The sequence below is a fragment of the Duganella kummerowiae genome, from assembly GCF_053572355.1.
The window spans coordinates 315,166-329,254 of the sequence record NZ_JBKFEH010000010.1; the positions used below are offsets into that span (position 1 = coordinate 315,166).

The window sequence follows — 14,089 nt, forward strand, 5'->3', positions numbered from 1 at the left end:
CCGGGATCTTCCCTGAATTGGCTGCATGCAGCTTGAAGACATGACTAAACGCAAGATCGCAACGATTTCCTCGCAGCGCGCCCTGGTAGTGGGCGCCTTGATGACCAGCCTGACCGGCTGCGGCATGATCGGTTCCGTCGTCGGCAATGACAAGGTCGATTACAAGTCCACCAAGAAGGCCAGCACGCTGGACGTGCCGCCCGACCTGACCCAGCTGCAGAAAGACAACCGCTATTCGCTGCCCGATTCGAACAATGGCGTGGCCACGGCCTCCGGCTACAATGCCCAGAAGGCGGCCCAGTCCGGAGCCCTGGGCGGCGCTGCCGTGTCCGGTCCCGTATCGGCCGTGCCGGTCGTGCCGTCCATGGCCGACATCAAGGTCGAGCGCGCCGGCAACCAGCGCTGGCTGGTGGTCAAGCAGACTCCGGAGCAGCTGTGGCCCCAGCTCAAGCAGTTCTGGGAAGATTCGGGCTTCACCCTGGCCGTGGATGCGCCCAATGCCGGCATCCTGGAAACCGAGTGGAACGAGAACCGCGCCAAACTGCCGAATGACTTCATCCGCAACACGCTGGGCAAGGTGTTCGATTCCCTGTATTCGACCGGCGAGCGCGACAAGTTCCGCACCCGCGTCGAACGCAACCCGGACGGCACCACGGAAATCTACATCTCGCACCGCGGCGTGCAGGAAGTCCTGACCGGCAAGGAAAAGGATGGCTCCATGTGGACCCCGCGTCCCACCGACCCGGGCCTGGAAGCGGAATTCCTGGCGCGCCTGATGACCAAGCTGAGCAATTCTGAAGATGCGCAGCTGGCGCAGGCCAAGACTGCCGTCAACAACGCCATCGTCCAGCCGCAGCACGCCACCCTGGTGGGCGCCGGCACCGAGCGCGCCGTGTCGGTGGACGAGGGCTTCGACCGCGCCTGGCGCCGCGTCGGCCTGGCGCTGGATCGCGCCGGCTTCACCGTGGAAGACCGCGACCGCAGCCAGGGCATGTACTTCGTTCGCTATGTGGACCAGGACTCGGCCGAAAGCAAGGGCTGGTTCAGCAAGCTGTTCAGCTGGGGCTCGTCGGAAGCCGACAAGGAAGCGCAGCGCTACCGCATTTCCGTCAAGGCCGGCGAGGGCACGACCAGCGTGGTCAAGGTGCTCAACAACCAGGGCCAGCCGGACACCAGCCCGGTGGCCGAAAAGATCCTCGTCTTGCTGCACGAACAGCTCAAATAAGCTGTTGCAATGCACAAAAAAACCGGCCGAGGCCGGTTTTTTTGTGCCTGCAGGCTGACTACCGCAGGGCAGGGCAAAAAGCTGGGCGAAAAAAAACCGGCCCGCAGGCCGGTCTTTTCTTCTGCTGAAGAATTACTTCGAAGCAGCAGGAGCGGCAGCAGCCGAAGCGGCTTGCGAAGCAGCAGCAGCAGCGTCAGCAGCGGCCGAAGCAGCTTGCGAAGCGGCAGCAGCAGCGTCAGCAGCAGGAGCGGCCGGAGCAGCGGCAGGAGCAGGAGCGGCTTCAGGAGCGGCAACAGGAGCCGGAGCAGGAGCAGCTTCTTCTTTCTTGGCGCAAGCAGCCAGAGCAACGGCCAGCAGGGAAGCGATCAGCAGGGATTTTTTCATGGGGTTTTCCTTAATTAATTCAAATTAAAAACAACTGTGTTGCGATTAATAATTACCGGTAATTATCGCTCATTAGGTCGTCGTCTACGACGGCTCTTACCATGGAAATGGTGCAAGCCAGACAATGGAAACTTCCTAACCGCATATTATAGCGATTTTTAGTGCGTCGCAATAGCACAAGCAGTGGTCGGCTCAACTATTTTGCGGTATCGCAACTTTTGCTTTGCGGGCCACCTGCTGCTGCGCCGCACCCTACCGGTATGCGCCTCGAGCGCCGTTATTTTACCTATAAAAATGCGATTGTTGCACACAATCCGGCTTGCTCTCAGCGCAATTCCAGCCAGCCATCCTGGTACCAGGTGTAGAGGGCTTCGAGGACGTCGTCGGAGGCGGCCGCCACCTGGGCGCCGTCCAGCGCGCGCTGGTTGGCCAGGGCTTCCAGTGTGGGCTTGTCAGCCCGCCCCACGCCAAAGGATTCCCCATTGATGAACACGTTTTTGCCCCGGTACAGCATCAGGGTCTTGCGCGACAGGGTCACGCCCTTGTCCAGGGCGCGCTGCTGGAACTTGCCCACCGTGAGCGGCTTGGCCGGGCCGGTGAAGAAGACATTGTGCTTGGGCTCGGACAAGTACTCGCCCAGGAAGATGGTGACGTCGTCCTCGGTGAAGCGCACCTTGTTCAATTCATCGGCGATGGTGGCCAGCATGTGGCGCGGGATCTCGGCCGGCTTACTGCTGGTTTCCAGGTCCGGATCGGCATAGCGGCCCGGGAGGTCGATAGAGTCGGCCATGAATTGCAAAAAGGCCTCGCCCAGTTCCTGGTAGGACGGCGAACGGAAGCCGATCGAATAGGTCTGGCACTCGCCCTCGGCCACGCCGTCGTGGGCGTAGTGCGGCGGCAGGTACAGCATGTCGCCCGGCTCCAGCACGAATTCCTGTTCGGCCTGGAAGTTGGACAGTATCTTCAGCGGCAGGCCCTCGACCAGGCTGAGGTCCTTCTGGGCGCTGATGCGCCAGCGGCGCTTGCCCTGGGCCTGCAGCAGGAACACATCGTAGGAATCGAAGTGCGGGCCGACGCCGCCGCCGTCGGTGGCGTAGCTGACCATCAGGTCGTCCAGGCGCGCGTCCGGCACGAAGCGGAACTGGCGCAGCAGCGCGTCGGCCTTGTCGTTGTGCAGGTTGACGCCCTGCACCAGCATGGTCCATTCGCGCTGGGTGGCGGGCGGCAGCTCGGCCAGCGGGCCGTGTTGCATGTCCCAGCCGTTGGCGCCGGCCGTCACCAGGCGCGACTCCACGTAATTGTGGGTGGCCAGCGTTTTCAGGGCGTCCAGCGACAGCAGCGGCTTGAAGCCGGGGATGGCCTGGCGGATCAGGAGGGGTTGCTTGTGCCAGTAGTCGCGCAGGAATTGCGCGGGCGTGATATTGCCGAGTAAGGGTAATTTTTTCATACGCCATTATACCCAGCGGGGCGGGCGGCGCGGCAGGGGGGCTGGCGATCAGGGTATAATCGCGCAGCTAACATCATACAAGGAAGCCCCAACATGAAGATCGCCAAGAATACCGTCGTGACGGTGAACTACACGCTGTCCGACGCGCAGAACAACCTGATCGAGGACGGCCGTCAACCGATGGTTTACCTGCACGGCGGCTACGAGAACACCCTGCCCAAGATCGAAGAAGAACTGGACGGCAAGGAAGTGGGCTACGCCTCCACCATCCAGATCGAGCCGGAAGATGCCTTCGGCGACTACGACCCCAACCTGGTCAAGGTCGAGCCGCGCAACCGCCTGCCCGAGCCCCTGGAAGTGGGCATGCAGTTCGAAGGCACCCCGGACGGCGACAGCGACGAGGAATCGATGATCTTCACCGTGACCGACATCGCCGACGACAAGGTGGTCCTGGACGGCAACCACCCGCTGGCCGGCATTGCCCTGCGCTTCAGCCTGGAAGTGGCCGAGGTGCGCGAGGCTACCGAGGAAGAAGTGGCCCACGGCCACGTGCACGGCGCCCACGGCCACCATCACGACGATGAGGATGATGGCGAAGAGGGCGATCACGTCGCCATCCACCCCATCCACTAAGGCTGCCGTTTCAAGACGAGCGTGGTGGCGCGGCGCCTGGCCACGCTCGTGTTAGCCTTCTATTGAGGTTCGGCGCCGCCCTTGAGCGTAAAGAGGGCGGCGTCTCCCGGCCTCACTTTCACCTCCACCCACGCACTGCCCACGCCCAGGTGGCCCACATTGCCGCGCCACTGGATGACCGGTTCCGCATTGCCTCCCTGCGCATCGACCAGCAGCACCTTCCCCTGGAATTTTTCCGCCATGGCGCGTATCTGCCGCCGCGGTTCGGCGTAGCCATCCTGTTTGGTGTTGAAGCTTTTCAGCAGCGAGAAGCCTTCCTCCTGCAGTACACCGGCGTCGCCGTCCGAGAACAGCACCAGCCCATGCAGCTTTTCACGCTGCGCAAGCGTGAACAGGCGGTGCAGCCACGCGCGGTTGGCCACCAGCCGGTCCTCGTACTCGCTGTTGCGGCCTGCTTCCGGGCGGTAGTGGTTGTTATTGGCCGGCAGGTTGATGGTGGCGTACAGCACCTTGCCCACCTCCCAGTGCGAGTTCTCCGCATAGCTGCGGAACTTGGCGCTGGACGACAGCCGCGTCACGCCCAGCTGGCGCAGGCCCAGCGATTCGCTGTCGGGATAGAACAGTTCGCGCAACCGGTTCAGGCGTTCGATGGCGTTCGAGCGTCCGGCCGAATTCAGGCAGGCGCTCCAGTCGCTGCCGGCCAGCGACACCACCATGGGCGCTTCCGAGGCCGCCAGGATGGCGCGCCGCTGGCTGTACAGCTTGTCGCTGCACGGCTCGGTGGCGGCCTTGATGCCGGTGGCCACGATGAAGGCCGGATTGCCCTGGTTGAGTTCCTCCACGCCGCGCTTGAGCGCGCTCTCGTCCGAGACATTCTTGAAGGTGTGGCCGACCACGCCGAAGCTGTAGGCCTTGGGGGGCGCGCCCTTGGCGGATGGGGCGGCGGCGGCCGGCATCAGCGCGGCCAAGCAGAGCACGGCTGCCAGCAGGCCGTGCCCCGCCGCGCGGGCGGCCGGGAACGGCAGGCTGCGCGCCGGCCGGCTCATGCGAGCGCGGGCTGCGCCAGGCGCTTGAGCTGGTACAGCTGCTCCAGCGCTTCGCGCGGGGTGAGGGCGTCCGGATCCAGTCCGGCCATGGCGTCCAGCAGGGCGCGCACGGCCGGGTGCTCCGCGGCTGGCTGCGCCGCCTGCGGCGCCTCGTCGTCGTTGGCGTCGGCCACGGGCGCGGCGAACAGGTCCAGCTGGGGCGTGGCGTCCAGCGCCTGCGCTTCCAGCCGCGCCAGGTGCTTGCGGGCGGCCTTGATCACCGGCTGCGGCACGCCGGCCAGCTGCGCCACCTGCAGGCCGTAGCTTTGCGAGGCCGGACCGTCCTGCACCGCATGCAGGAACACGATGCTGTCCTTGTGCTCCACGGCCGACAGGTGCACATTGGCGGCGGTGGGATGGCTTTCGGGCAGCTGGGTCAGTTCGAAGTAGTGGGTGGCGAACAGCGAGAAGCTGCGGCTGGTGTCGATCAGGTGGCGGGCGATGGCCCAGGCCAGCGCCAGGCCGTCGAAGGTCGAGGTGCCGCGTCCGATCTCATCCATCAGCACCAGCGAGCGGTCGGTGGCGCCGTTGAGGATGGCGGCGGCTTCCGTCATCTCCACCATGAAGGTCGAGCGGCCGCCGGCCAGGTCGTCGGTGGCGCCGATGCGGGTGAAGATACGGTCTATGGGACCGATCACGGCGCTGGCGGCCGGCACGTAGCTGCCCATGTAGGCCAGCAGCGTGATCAGCGCGACCTGGCGCATGAAGGTCGATTTACCGCCCATGTTGGGGCCGGTGATCAGCAGCAAGCGGCGCTCGTCGACGAAGCGGCAATCGTTGGCGATGAAGCGCTCGATCTGGTTTTCCACCACCGGATGGCGGCCGGCCGTGATGTTCAGGCACGACTCCTGCACCAGCTGCGGCGCGCACCAGTTGTGGCGCAGCGCGTGGTCGGTGAGCGCGGTCAGCGTGTCCAGCTGGGCCAGGGCCTGGGCAATGGTCTGCAGCTGGCCGATGTAGGGCGCCAGCTCGGACAGCAGCTGGTCGTACAGCATCTTCTCGCGCGCCAGGGCGCGGTCCTGGGCCGACAGCGCCTTGTCCTCGAAGGCCTTGAGCTCGGGCGTGATGTAGCGTTCGCAATTCTTCAGGGTCTGGCGGCGGCGGTAGTCGTCCGGCACCTTGGTGGCCTGGCCGTTGGTGACCTCGATATAGAAGCCGTGCACCTTGTTGTATTCGACGCGCAGGTTGGCGATGCCGGTGCGGGCCCGTTCGCGCGTCTCCAGGTCGACCAGGAACTGGCCGGCGTTTTCCGACAGCGCGCGCAGCTCATCGAGTTCGGCGTCGTAGCCGCGCGCGAACACGCCGCCGTCGCGCACCATGGCCGAGGGTTCGGGCGCGATGGCGCGCTGCAGCAGGTCCAGGCAATCGTCCGGCGTGGCCAGGGCCGTGTGGATGGCGTCCAGCAGGGCGCTGGCGCCGTGCCGGCCCGGCTGCAGGCTGCGCTGCATGGTCTGGCGTAGCATGGGCAGCTGCTGCAGGCCGTCGCGCAGGCTGGCCAGGTCGCGTGGACGGGCCGACAGCAGCGCCACGCGGGTGGTGATGCGTTCGATGTCCGGCACCTGCGCCAGCGTGTGTGACAGGGCGCCCGTCACGTCGCTGTCGGCCAGCGCGGCAATGGCCTGGTGGCGCGAGCGTGCGACGTTCTGGTCGCGTTTCGCATGATGCAGCCAGTAGCGCAGCAGGCGCGAGCCCATGGCGGTGCGGCAGTGGTCCAGCAGCGAGAACAGGGTGGGCGATTCCTGGCCGCGTATGGTCTCGGTCAGTTCCAGGTTGCGGCGGGTGGCGGCGTCCAGGCCGATGAATTCCGATTCCGACTCCACCGCCAGCGCGCGCACGTGCTGCAGGCCGCGTCCCTGGGTCGATTGCGCATAGCGCAGCAGGGCGCCGGCCGCGCCGAAGGCGGCGCCCAGGCCGTCTGCGCCGAAGCCGGTCAGGGTCGCCACCCCGAGCTGCTCCAGCAGCGCGCGGTGGCCGCCGACCACGTCGAAGTGCCACTCGGGCACGCGGTTGACGTGGCAGGGCGCCGGCTCCTCCTCGAACAGGTCGGCGCCGTCGCCGCGCAGTATCTCGGCCGGCGAAATGCGCTCCAGTTCCTGGCGCAAGCGGGTCTGCACGGTGCGGGTGTCGCCCGAGAATTCCATCAGGCGCAGCGCGCCGCTGGCCAGCGACAGCCAGGCCAGGCCGGCGGTGGCCACCTTGCGCTGGCTCAGGATGCACATGGCCAGCAGCGGGCGTTCGGCTTTTTCGGGCAGCAGGTCGGCGTCGGTCAGGGTGCCGGGCGTGACCACGCGCACCACCTTGCGCTCCACCGGTCCCTTGCTGGTGGCCGGATCGCCGATCTGCTCGCAGATGGCGCACGATTCACCGATTTTCACCAGCTTGGCCAGGTAGCCCTCCAGCGAGTGGAAGGGCACGCCGCACATCTTGATCGGCTGGCCGTTCGAGGTGCCGCGCGCGGTCAGCGTGATGTTCAGGATGCGCGCGGCTTTTTCGGCGTCGTCGTGGAACAGCTCGTAGAAATCGCCCATGCGATAGAACACCAGCATGGTCGGATACTCGCCCTTGATGCGCAGGTATTGCTGCATCATGGGAGTGACCTTTTCGGTCGGACTATTCTTGACGGCGGCGGCGTTGATTTCGTTCGGGACGGTGGTCATTGGTTCTGTGGTGTAGCGGCAAGTCCGGGTTGGGCGGCGGCCGTCAATGGCCCCGCACGTAACCCGTCATTTTACCGCTTTCGTTCCGCAGCGATGAACTTTTGCCATGCGGCTTATTGCCTGGGCTTCCACGGGCGCTCTGCCGCGACTTGGGCCGGAGTGTTGCCCACTGCTGTGGGGAGGTCTTTGAGCGTCACTGCGTGCGCCAGTATGTCTTCAACTCTTTGATCTGACAGAGCCGGGATCGGCGTCGTCATAGTTCGTCAGCTCCTCTTGAGCCGCAGGTAAGCCGTTGAAAAAGTCGATCAGAATGTTGGTGTCGAAAAGTACCTTTACCATTCTGCGCGTATTTCTTTTTGATAGGCCACACCGTCTTTGGGTTTGGTAGGATCGTCCTTCCACATGCCGAAGCTGTGCGTCATTGCCGCTTTACGGGAGTTTCGTCTCGCCTGCACGGCTTCCGGACTGTTTGGATCGATGCCCTGGTCAATCCGCAGTTCTTGAGCTACTTGCTTCTGATTAGCAGTATGGTTTGCATTCGCCGGTTTGTTCATGATTCCCTCCAGGGAAATGGGCTGCTTATGCATGTCAGTATGTTCCCAGCTTCGGGCTCAACGGCCGCGGATCCCGTACTTTCGGCTTCCATGGCTAAGGCCCGCCTTTTCGGTTCATTCATAGCTAGTTCCTGGAAGACGGCCTTGAATAGTCGGGAGCTCAGATAGCTTACTCCTTTTGCCGTCCCGGCGCAGCCGGAAGCGCGGCGTTTTTTACGGCGAAGGCGGCTTCAACGGCGGGTAGGGCACTTTTTCATTCGGATACCAATACGTCTTGTGACAACCCTCGCAAGCCTGGTCCAGTACATCCCCCAACGCCAGCAGGGACTGAACGTCGCGCGTGTCGGTGGCCTTGAGCAGCTGTTGGGCCGCGCCGCGCAGGTTCATGGCCAGGCCGTTGAAGGCGGCGCGGCGCGTGTCGATTTCTTGCTGGATTTCAGCCGAGCTGTACACACCGGGGCCAGCCGATTCAAACGGCTTGTCGGCCACTTTACGGTCAGGTATCAGCAGCAGATTGCTGGCCTCCAGCAGACGCACAACGGCGCGCCGTTGCGCTTCCCAGTCCTCATCGGTCTTGGGGGCGCGTTCGACGATGCCTTTCTTGGTGGCGACGGAACCGGTGGCGTTCCAGATCACGTCGGCTTCAGGATCGATGATCTGGTTCATCAGATCCTGCAGCGTGATCTGCGCCGCATAGGGCGGCACATTGGCGAACTCAGCCGGCGGCGGCGCCAATTGCTTCTCCGCTTGCGTCTCCGCTTGCGGCTTGCACGCGGCCAGCAGCACGAACGCCGCCAGTCCGGCCGCGCGCCGGAGTTTGGTTGCTCGCATCATCATAAGCCGTAGGAATCCGGGCCGGGCGGCGTTTTGGGCAAGGGCGCGTTATAGCCAAAACCGCGATTGCCGTCCGGGCCGATCACGCCGGCCCCCGGTCCGATATGTTCGCGCTCGACATTGTTTTCGTTGCAGGAGTATTCGCCCACGCCGCGCCCGTCGCCGCCGTAATTCCACTTGCGGGTAAACTTGAACGGCTCCCGATAGTACTTCGGATCGATCACGGTTTCTTCCAGCTGCAGGTGGTGGTAGTCGGGACGCGACCAGCGCTCTATCACCGTGGTCTGGTCGCTGGTGGGATTGCCATTTTCATCCAGCCAGATTTTTTCAAAGGACGAATCGCGCAATCCCGTGGTTTCTATCACCAGCGTATCGCCATCCCAATAGGCCACGCTGGTGCCGAAATAGGTTTTCGTCACCTGGTCCCTGGGCGGCAGGGCGCGTTTGGGGCCGACCGTCGCGGAGCGGTGCGTGGTGTAGTGATAGAGCGTGCTGAAACGGTCGGTGGTCTGCAATATCTCGAATGGCAATCCGCTGCTATTGTGGCGGGGAATGCCGCCATTGATGCAGACCGCTTCCGGATCGGGCGCATGGTTTTGCGAGTAAATCATGGCGCGCTTGCCCTTTTCGCTCAGCGGCAAAATAAAGCCCGGCTGGTCCTTGCCGTGGTTCCCGCCAGGGACGCCTTTTTCACGCACACCCTGCCAGAATCCGCTAAAATCCGGCTTGCCATCGGACAGGCGCGGCGTCGCCACTGGCGGTCCCTTGTAGATAAAAGGCCTGAACATTTCAGTTTCCGCATCGCCCGTATCGGCCTGCGGCGGACGGCTGGGGTTTGGTTTTTGCGCCAGCGCGTGGCCGCCCAACGCGGCCAATACGCTGAACAACACGATACTGTTTATACTATTCACTGGGCCTCCGGTTTAGCTGGCAAATCCGATGGTTTCGGTTTGTTTTTGCGATACAGCCAATAGCCGGTGCCGCGTCCATCATCGTCCACCGCGCCCAGCGGCCAGTCCGGGACGATTTGTTTGTCAGATCCGAAATAGCGATTGCCGTCGGCGTCTATCTTGCCCGGCCCCGGCTCCAACTGCGTGGTGACCCAGTAGGTATTCCATTCGCAGGAAAACTCCTTCAGCGTTTCCCCCTCGGGGGCCAGCACGAACCTGCGCGAGTACTTGATGGGCTTGCTGTAATACCTGGGATCGGTCAAGGTCAATTCCAGGCTCAGGTGGTGATAATCTGGACGCGTCCAGCGTTCCACCACCACCGCTTCGCTGCTGATGGGATTGGCATTGTCATCCGCCCAGACACGTCCATCCTTGCTGTCCTTGAACGCGTGCGAACGTATCACCAGGGTGTCGCCCTCCCATTTGCCGATGCCGTTGCCGCCGTAGCGCGGATCGGGGTCGGCGGCCGGCTTGCGCTCGTCCAGCCAGACCAGGCGATGCCAGCCGAGCTGGTGAAAGCTGGCGAAGCGCACGCCGTTATGCTGTATTTCAAACGGCAGCACGGCGGTCAGGGCGCGCGGAATGCCGGTGATGATGCAGCGCGCTTCGGGATCGACCACCTTGACATTGGCGGCCAATGCGGCCTTGCCAGCTGCCGTATAAGGCAGCTGGAAATCCGGCTGATCTTTTCCCAGGTTGCCATCCGGCTTGCCCGTTTCATGCAGCAGCTTCCAATAGCCATTGAGCAGGGGTTTGCCTTTGGCGTCACGCGGTGTGCTCACCGGCTGGCCGCTATATTCGGTACCCAGCCAGATTTTCTCGGATTTGGCGGTGATGCTATCGGGCCTGGCTTCATCGCGGTATTGCGCGTAGGCCGATAGGCCCGCCGCGCACAAAGCCAAGCCAACCGCCATCTGCAGCGGATTGATTCGAACAGGCATGGGATACTCAGGGGAGTTAATCGAAGGCGTAATTTGCCAGCAAGCCCGGTTACAGTCCAATAAGCTTATTGCATATCCATATCAAAAGTGCGCGTTTGGCCGGGCGCTTATTTGGCGTTAAGCTGCAAGCCATTTTGTCCGTTATGGGAGCTTATCTTGAAGAAGAATTTCACCCGCGCAGCGCTGATACTGGCGGCTTTGTCCCTGGGGCCGCTGGCATCCGCCCACCATTCCTTTGCCGCGCTGTTCGACGCCAATAAACCGATACGGCTGAAAGGGACCTTGACCAAGATTGAATGGACCAACCCGCACAGCTATTTCCACCTGGACGTGGTCGACAGCAAAGGCGTCACCAATAACTGGGCGGTGGAAGGCGCGGGTCCCGGCGCTTTATCGCGGCGCGGTTTCAAGAAGGGCGACGTGCAAATAGGCGATACGCTGATCGTGGACGGCTACCTGGTCAAGAAAGCCGGCGTGCGACTGATCGACGGCCGCGTGGTCACCTTGCCCGATGGCCGCATCATCAATGGCGGCACCGATGGCGATGGCGGCCCTGGCGATAATAAACCGGCGGACCCGCAGAAACCCGCCGGCGCCTGATGCCGTGCGCGCTTCGATAATGTAATTAGCTTAAGCAGCAGCGCCACATATCGGTGTGAGTTTTTATTCTTCGACATTGATGTGTGCCGCATAGAAAATCGGGCTTTCGTTATTCACATGGAAAGCACCGACATGAGTTCACATCAGAGAGACCACCACCTTCCCTTGACCGCGCTGGCCCTGGCGGTATCCATGGCCCTGGCCGCGCCCGCCGGGGCGCAGACAGCCGAGGTTGGCAGCACGGGGAGCGTGGTGGTGGTCACCGGTTCGCGCGCGGGCGGGCGCACCGTGGAGAACAGCGCCTCGCCCATCGATGTCCTGACCCAGGAAGACCTGGCCCGCAGCGGTTCGGACAACCTGCTGGGTGCCCTGGTCGCCCTGGTGCCATCCTTCAATCTGCCGGGGCAATCGCCGCAGCCCGACCTGGGCAGCATCGTGCTCGGTGTGCAGCAGCGCAACCTGTCGCCCGCGTACACGCTGGTGCTGATCAACGGCAAGCGCCGCAACACCACCGCCGTGGTCAGCGAAAACGGTTTTGCCGGTTCGGCCGCCGTGGACCTGGGCTTGATACCGACCAGCGCCATCGACCACGTGGAAGTGCTGCGCGATGGCGCATCGGCCCTGTATGGTTCCTCCGCGATTGCCGGCACCGTCAACGTCATCCTCAAGCACGGGGCGCAGGGTGGCGGCCTGAGCGTCAAGGGCGGCTCCACCTTCAAGGGCGGCGGCGAGAATGGCAGCGTCGCCGTGGACAAGGGCCTGGCCCTGGGCGACAGCGGCTACGTCAGCCTGTTTGCGCAATTGAGCAAGCAAAGGCCGGCGGTACGCAGTTCGCCGCTCAATCCCGGCTATTTGTACTACCCGGCGGTCAAGGCCGACGGCACACTGTCCACCACCCTGGGCGCGAACAACTCGCTGCCAGCGGGGACCACGCCGAATCCCAAGGAAGCCTCGCGCGACAATGCGCCGTGGAAGAACAGCGGCCAGAAACTGGATGTCCGTAGCGCCAGCGCCGGTTTCAATGGCGAGCTGGAGCTGGGCCGCGAGCTGACCCTGTACAGCTTCGGCACCTATGCCGACCGGCGCAGCTATTCGGCGCAGAACTTCCGCAGCCCTTACGCCATCTACAGCAATGCCCTGGCCCGCAACAACGGCTGGTACGCGTTCTATCCGGACGGGTACACGCCCAGGGAATCCACTTCCGACCATGAGGGACAGTTGGTGGCCGGCCTGCGCGGAGTGCTGGCGGGCTGGAACTGGGACTTGAGCACCAATTACGGCCAGGACAAGTCCGACGTCTACACGGTCAATTCCGCCAATTACGCACTGCCCGCGTCCACCGGCCAGACCGATTTCTACATCGGCCAGAATGCCTACACGCTGTGGTCCAACACCCTGGACCTGACCCGCAGCGTGGAGACCGGCTGGACCGCCAAACCCTTGAACTTGTCCGCCGGCGTTGAATACAGCCAGGAGCACAGCCAGTTGAAGCCCGGCGAGCCCAACGCCTACCTGGGCGTGATCCCCGGCGATGGCGGCGGCGGCAGCGGCGGGGCGCAATCGCTGCCCGGCTATCTGCCGCGCGACGCCTCCGATACCAAACGCCACAGCTATTCCGGCTATGTGGGCGCCGGCGCCAATATCACCGACGCATGGTTCCTGGATGGCGGCCTGCGCGGCGAGAATTACTCGGATTTCGGCAGCAGCGGCGCGATAGGCAAGCTGTCGACGCGCTATGACTTCAGCCCCGCGTTTGCGATACGTGGCACGGCCAGCAATGGCTTCCACGCACCGGCGCTGCAAACGGTCTCGTTCAGTAACACGTCGGGCCGTCCGAACGGCCTGATTTCCTCGCTGGTGCGGCCGGATTCGGCGGCCGGCCTGGCGCTGGGAGCGGCGCCGCTGGCGCCGGAAAAAGCCAAGGGCTACACCCTGGGCATCACCGGCGACATCTCGCCGCAGTTCACGCAGTTTAATTACGCGCTGGACCTGTACCAGACCGAAGTGCAGCACACCCTGGGCACCTCGGCCTCCATCGGCCTGGACCGCACCAACGCAGACGGCCAGTTTCGTGACGCCACCGGCGCCGTGCTGACCCCGGCCCAGCTGGCCATCCTGCAAAGCTACTTCACGGCGGCCGGGCTGGCCATCCCGCAGCAGGGCAACGGGTTGACGGCACACTACTTTACCGATGTCGGCGACGTGCGCAGCCGTGGCCTGGACTTGACTCTCGACGGCAGGCACAAGCTGGGCGCCGGCGTGCTGAAGTGGAACTTCGCGGCCAATGTCAACAGCAGCGCTTTCACGCGCATTTCCGGCATCCCGGCCAAGCTGCAGGGGCTGCCCAACATCAGCACCTTGTCGCTGACTAACCAGCAAAACACGCTGTACCTGGCCCCGCGCGACAAGCAAGTCCTGAACGTGAATTACAAGAGCGGCGCCTTCACGGTCAACGTGCTGGAAACCCGCATCGGCAAGGTGCGCCGCTTCTGGACCAATGCCGACAACGCCGCCCTGGGCTTGCCCACCACGGGAGAGTGGAACGCCGGCAAGCTGTGGACCACCGACCTGACCTTGGGCTGGAACCTGGGACACGGGCTGGAGGCCAGGCTGGCCGCGTTCAACCTGTTCAACGAACGTGCCCGGCGCGTGCCGGAGATCTCGCGCACCAACGCATCCAAGGCCCAGTATGCGTACGCCTACGACACCAGCGGACCGCTGGGGGCCGACCTGGGCACGCAGTATGCCGCCACGCTGAATTACAAGTTCTGAGGGGGCA

General features: G+C 63.7%; 12 protein-coding genes. 4 read left to right on the plus strand and 8 right to left on the minus strand.

Going from position 1 to position 14,089, the window contains the following annotated elements:
* The first annotated feature begins 40 nt into the window (after positions 1 to 40).
* A complete protein-coding gene (gene bamC, locus ACLB1G_RS15025) occupies positions 41 to 1,225 on the plus strand; it encodes an NlpB/DapX family lipoprotein (RefSeq protein ID WP_491628029.1) in 1,185 nt (394 codons plus the stop codon).
* A gap of 132 nt (positions 1,226 to 1,357) precedes the next feature.
* On the opposite strand, the gene ACLB1G_RS15030 is transcribed toward bamC, so the two are convergent.
* Positions 1,358 to 1,609 carry a hypothetical protein gene (locus ACLB1G_RS15030; protein ID WP_491628030.1) on the minus strand — a complete coding sequence of 84 codons (252 nt, stop codon included), beginning with the start codon at positions 1,607 to 1,609 and terminating at the stop codon, positions 1,358 to 1,360.
* A 325-nt stretch (positions 1,610 to 1,934) separates the two neighbouring features.
* Positions 1,935 to 3,056 carry a ribosomal protein uL16 3-hydroxylase gene (locus ACLB1G_RS15035; RefSeq protein ID WP_491628031.1) on the minus strand — a complete coding sequence of 374 codons (1,122 nt, stop codon included), beginning with the start codon at positions 3,054 to 3,056 and terminating at the stop codon, positions 1,935 to 1,937.
* Between the two features lie 93 nt (positions 3,057 to 3,149).
* On the opposite strand from ACLB1G_RS15035, the gene ACLB1G_RS15040 reads away from it, so the two are divergent.
* Positions 3,150 to 3,689 carry an FKBP-type peptidyl-prolyl cis-trans isomerase gene (locus ACLB1G_RS15040; RefSeq protein ID WP_491628032.1) on the plus strand — a complete coding sequence of 180 codons (540 nt, stop codon included), beginning with the start codon at positions 3,150 to 3,152 and terminating at the stop codon, positions 3,687 to 3,689.
* A gap of 59 nt (positions 3,690 to 3,748) precedes the next feature.
* On the opposite strand, the gene ACLB1G_RS15045 is transcribed toward ACLB1G_RS15040, so the two are convergent.
* The 6 genes from ACLB1G_RS15045 to ACLB1G_RS15070 all read right to left on the minus strand — a co-directional run bounded on the left by ACLB1G_RS15045 (position 3,749) and on the right by ACLB1G_RS15070 (position 10,770).
* A complete protein-coding gene (locus tag ACLB1G_RS15045; RefSeq protein ID WP_491628033.1) occupies positions 3,749 to 4,735 on the minus strand; it encodes a hypothetical protein in 987 nt (328 codons plus the stop codon).
* Positions 4,732 to 7,431, minus strand: coding sequence for a DNA mismatch repair protein MutS (mutS, locus tag ACLB1G_RS15050; protein WP_491628034.1), 2,700 nt, complete (start codon positions 7,429 to 7,431; stop codon positions 4,732 to 4,734). The genes ACLB1G_RS15045 and mutS overlap by 4 nt, the downstream gene beginning before the upstream one ends.
* 332 nt (positions 7,432 to 7,763) lie before the next feature.
* Positions 7,764 to 7,985, minus strand: a complete 222-nt coding sequence (locus ACLB1G_RS15055; RefSeq protein ID WP_491628035.1) for a hypothetical protein — start codon at positions 7,983 to 7,985, stop codon at positions 7,764 to 7,766.
* A gap of 213 nt (positions 7,986 to 8,198) precedes the next feature.
* Positions 8,199 to 8,822: a cytochrome c gene (locus tag ACLB1G_RS15060; protein ID WP_491628036.1), complete on the minus strand. Its 624-nt coding sequence runs from the start codon at positions 8,820 to 8,822 to the stop codon at positions 8,199 to 8,201.
* The gene (locus ACLB1G_RS15065) at positions 8,819 to 9,694 is read right to left on the minus strand and encodes a hypothetical protein (RefSeq protein WP_491628037.1); all 876 of its coding nucleotides are present in this window, start codon (positions 9,692 to 9,694) and stop codon (positions 8,819 to 8,821) included. The genes ACLB1G_RS15060 and ACLB1G_RS15065 overlap by 4 nt, the downstream gene beginning before the upstream one ends.
* Positions 9,695 to 9,726: 32 nt before the next feature.
* Positions 9,727 to 10,770, minus strand: a complete 1,044-nt coding sequence (locus tag ACLB1G_RS15070; protein WP_491628038.1) for a hypothetical protein — start codon at positions 10,768 to 10,770, stop codon at positions 9,727 to 9,729.
* Positions 10,771 to 10,866: 96 nt separating this feature from the next.
* Between ACLB1G_RS15070 and ACLB1G_RS15075 the strand changes: the two genes are divergently transcribed.
* Both ACLB1G_RS15075 and ACLB1G_RS15080 read left to right on the plus strand, forming a co-directional pair.
* Positions 10,867 to 11,310 carry a DUF6152 family protein gene (locus ACLB1G_RS15075; RefSeq protein WP_491628039.1) on the plus strand — a complete coding sequence of 148 codons (444 nt, stop codon included), beginning with the start codon at positions 10,867 to 10,869 and terminating at the stop codon, positions 11,308 to 11,310.
* A 132-nt stretch (positions 11,311 to 11,442) separates the two neighbouring features.
* A complete protein-coding gene (locus ACLB1G_RS15080) occupies positions 11,443 to 14,082 on the plus strand; it encodes a TonB-dependent receptor plug domain-containing protein (RefSeq protein ID WP_491628040.1) in 2,640 nt (879 codons plus the stop codon).
* The last annotated feature ends 7 nt before the right edge of the window (positions 14,083 to 14,089 follow it).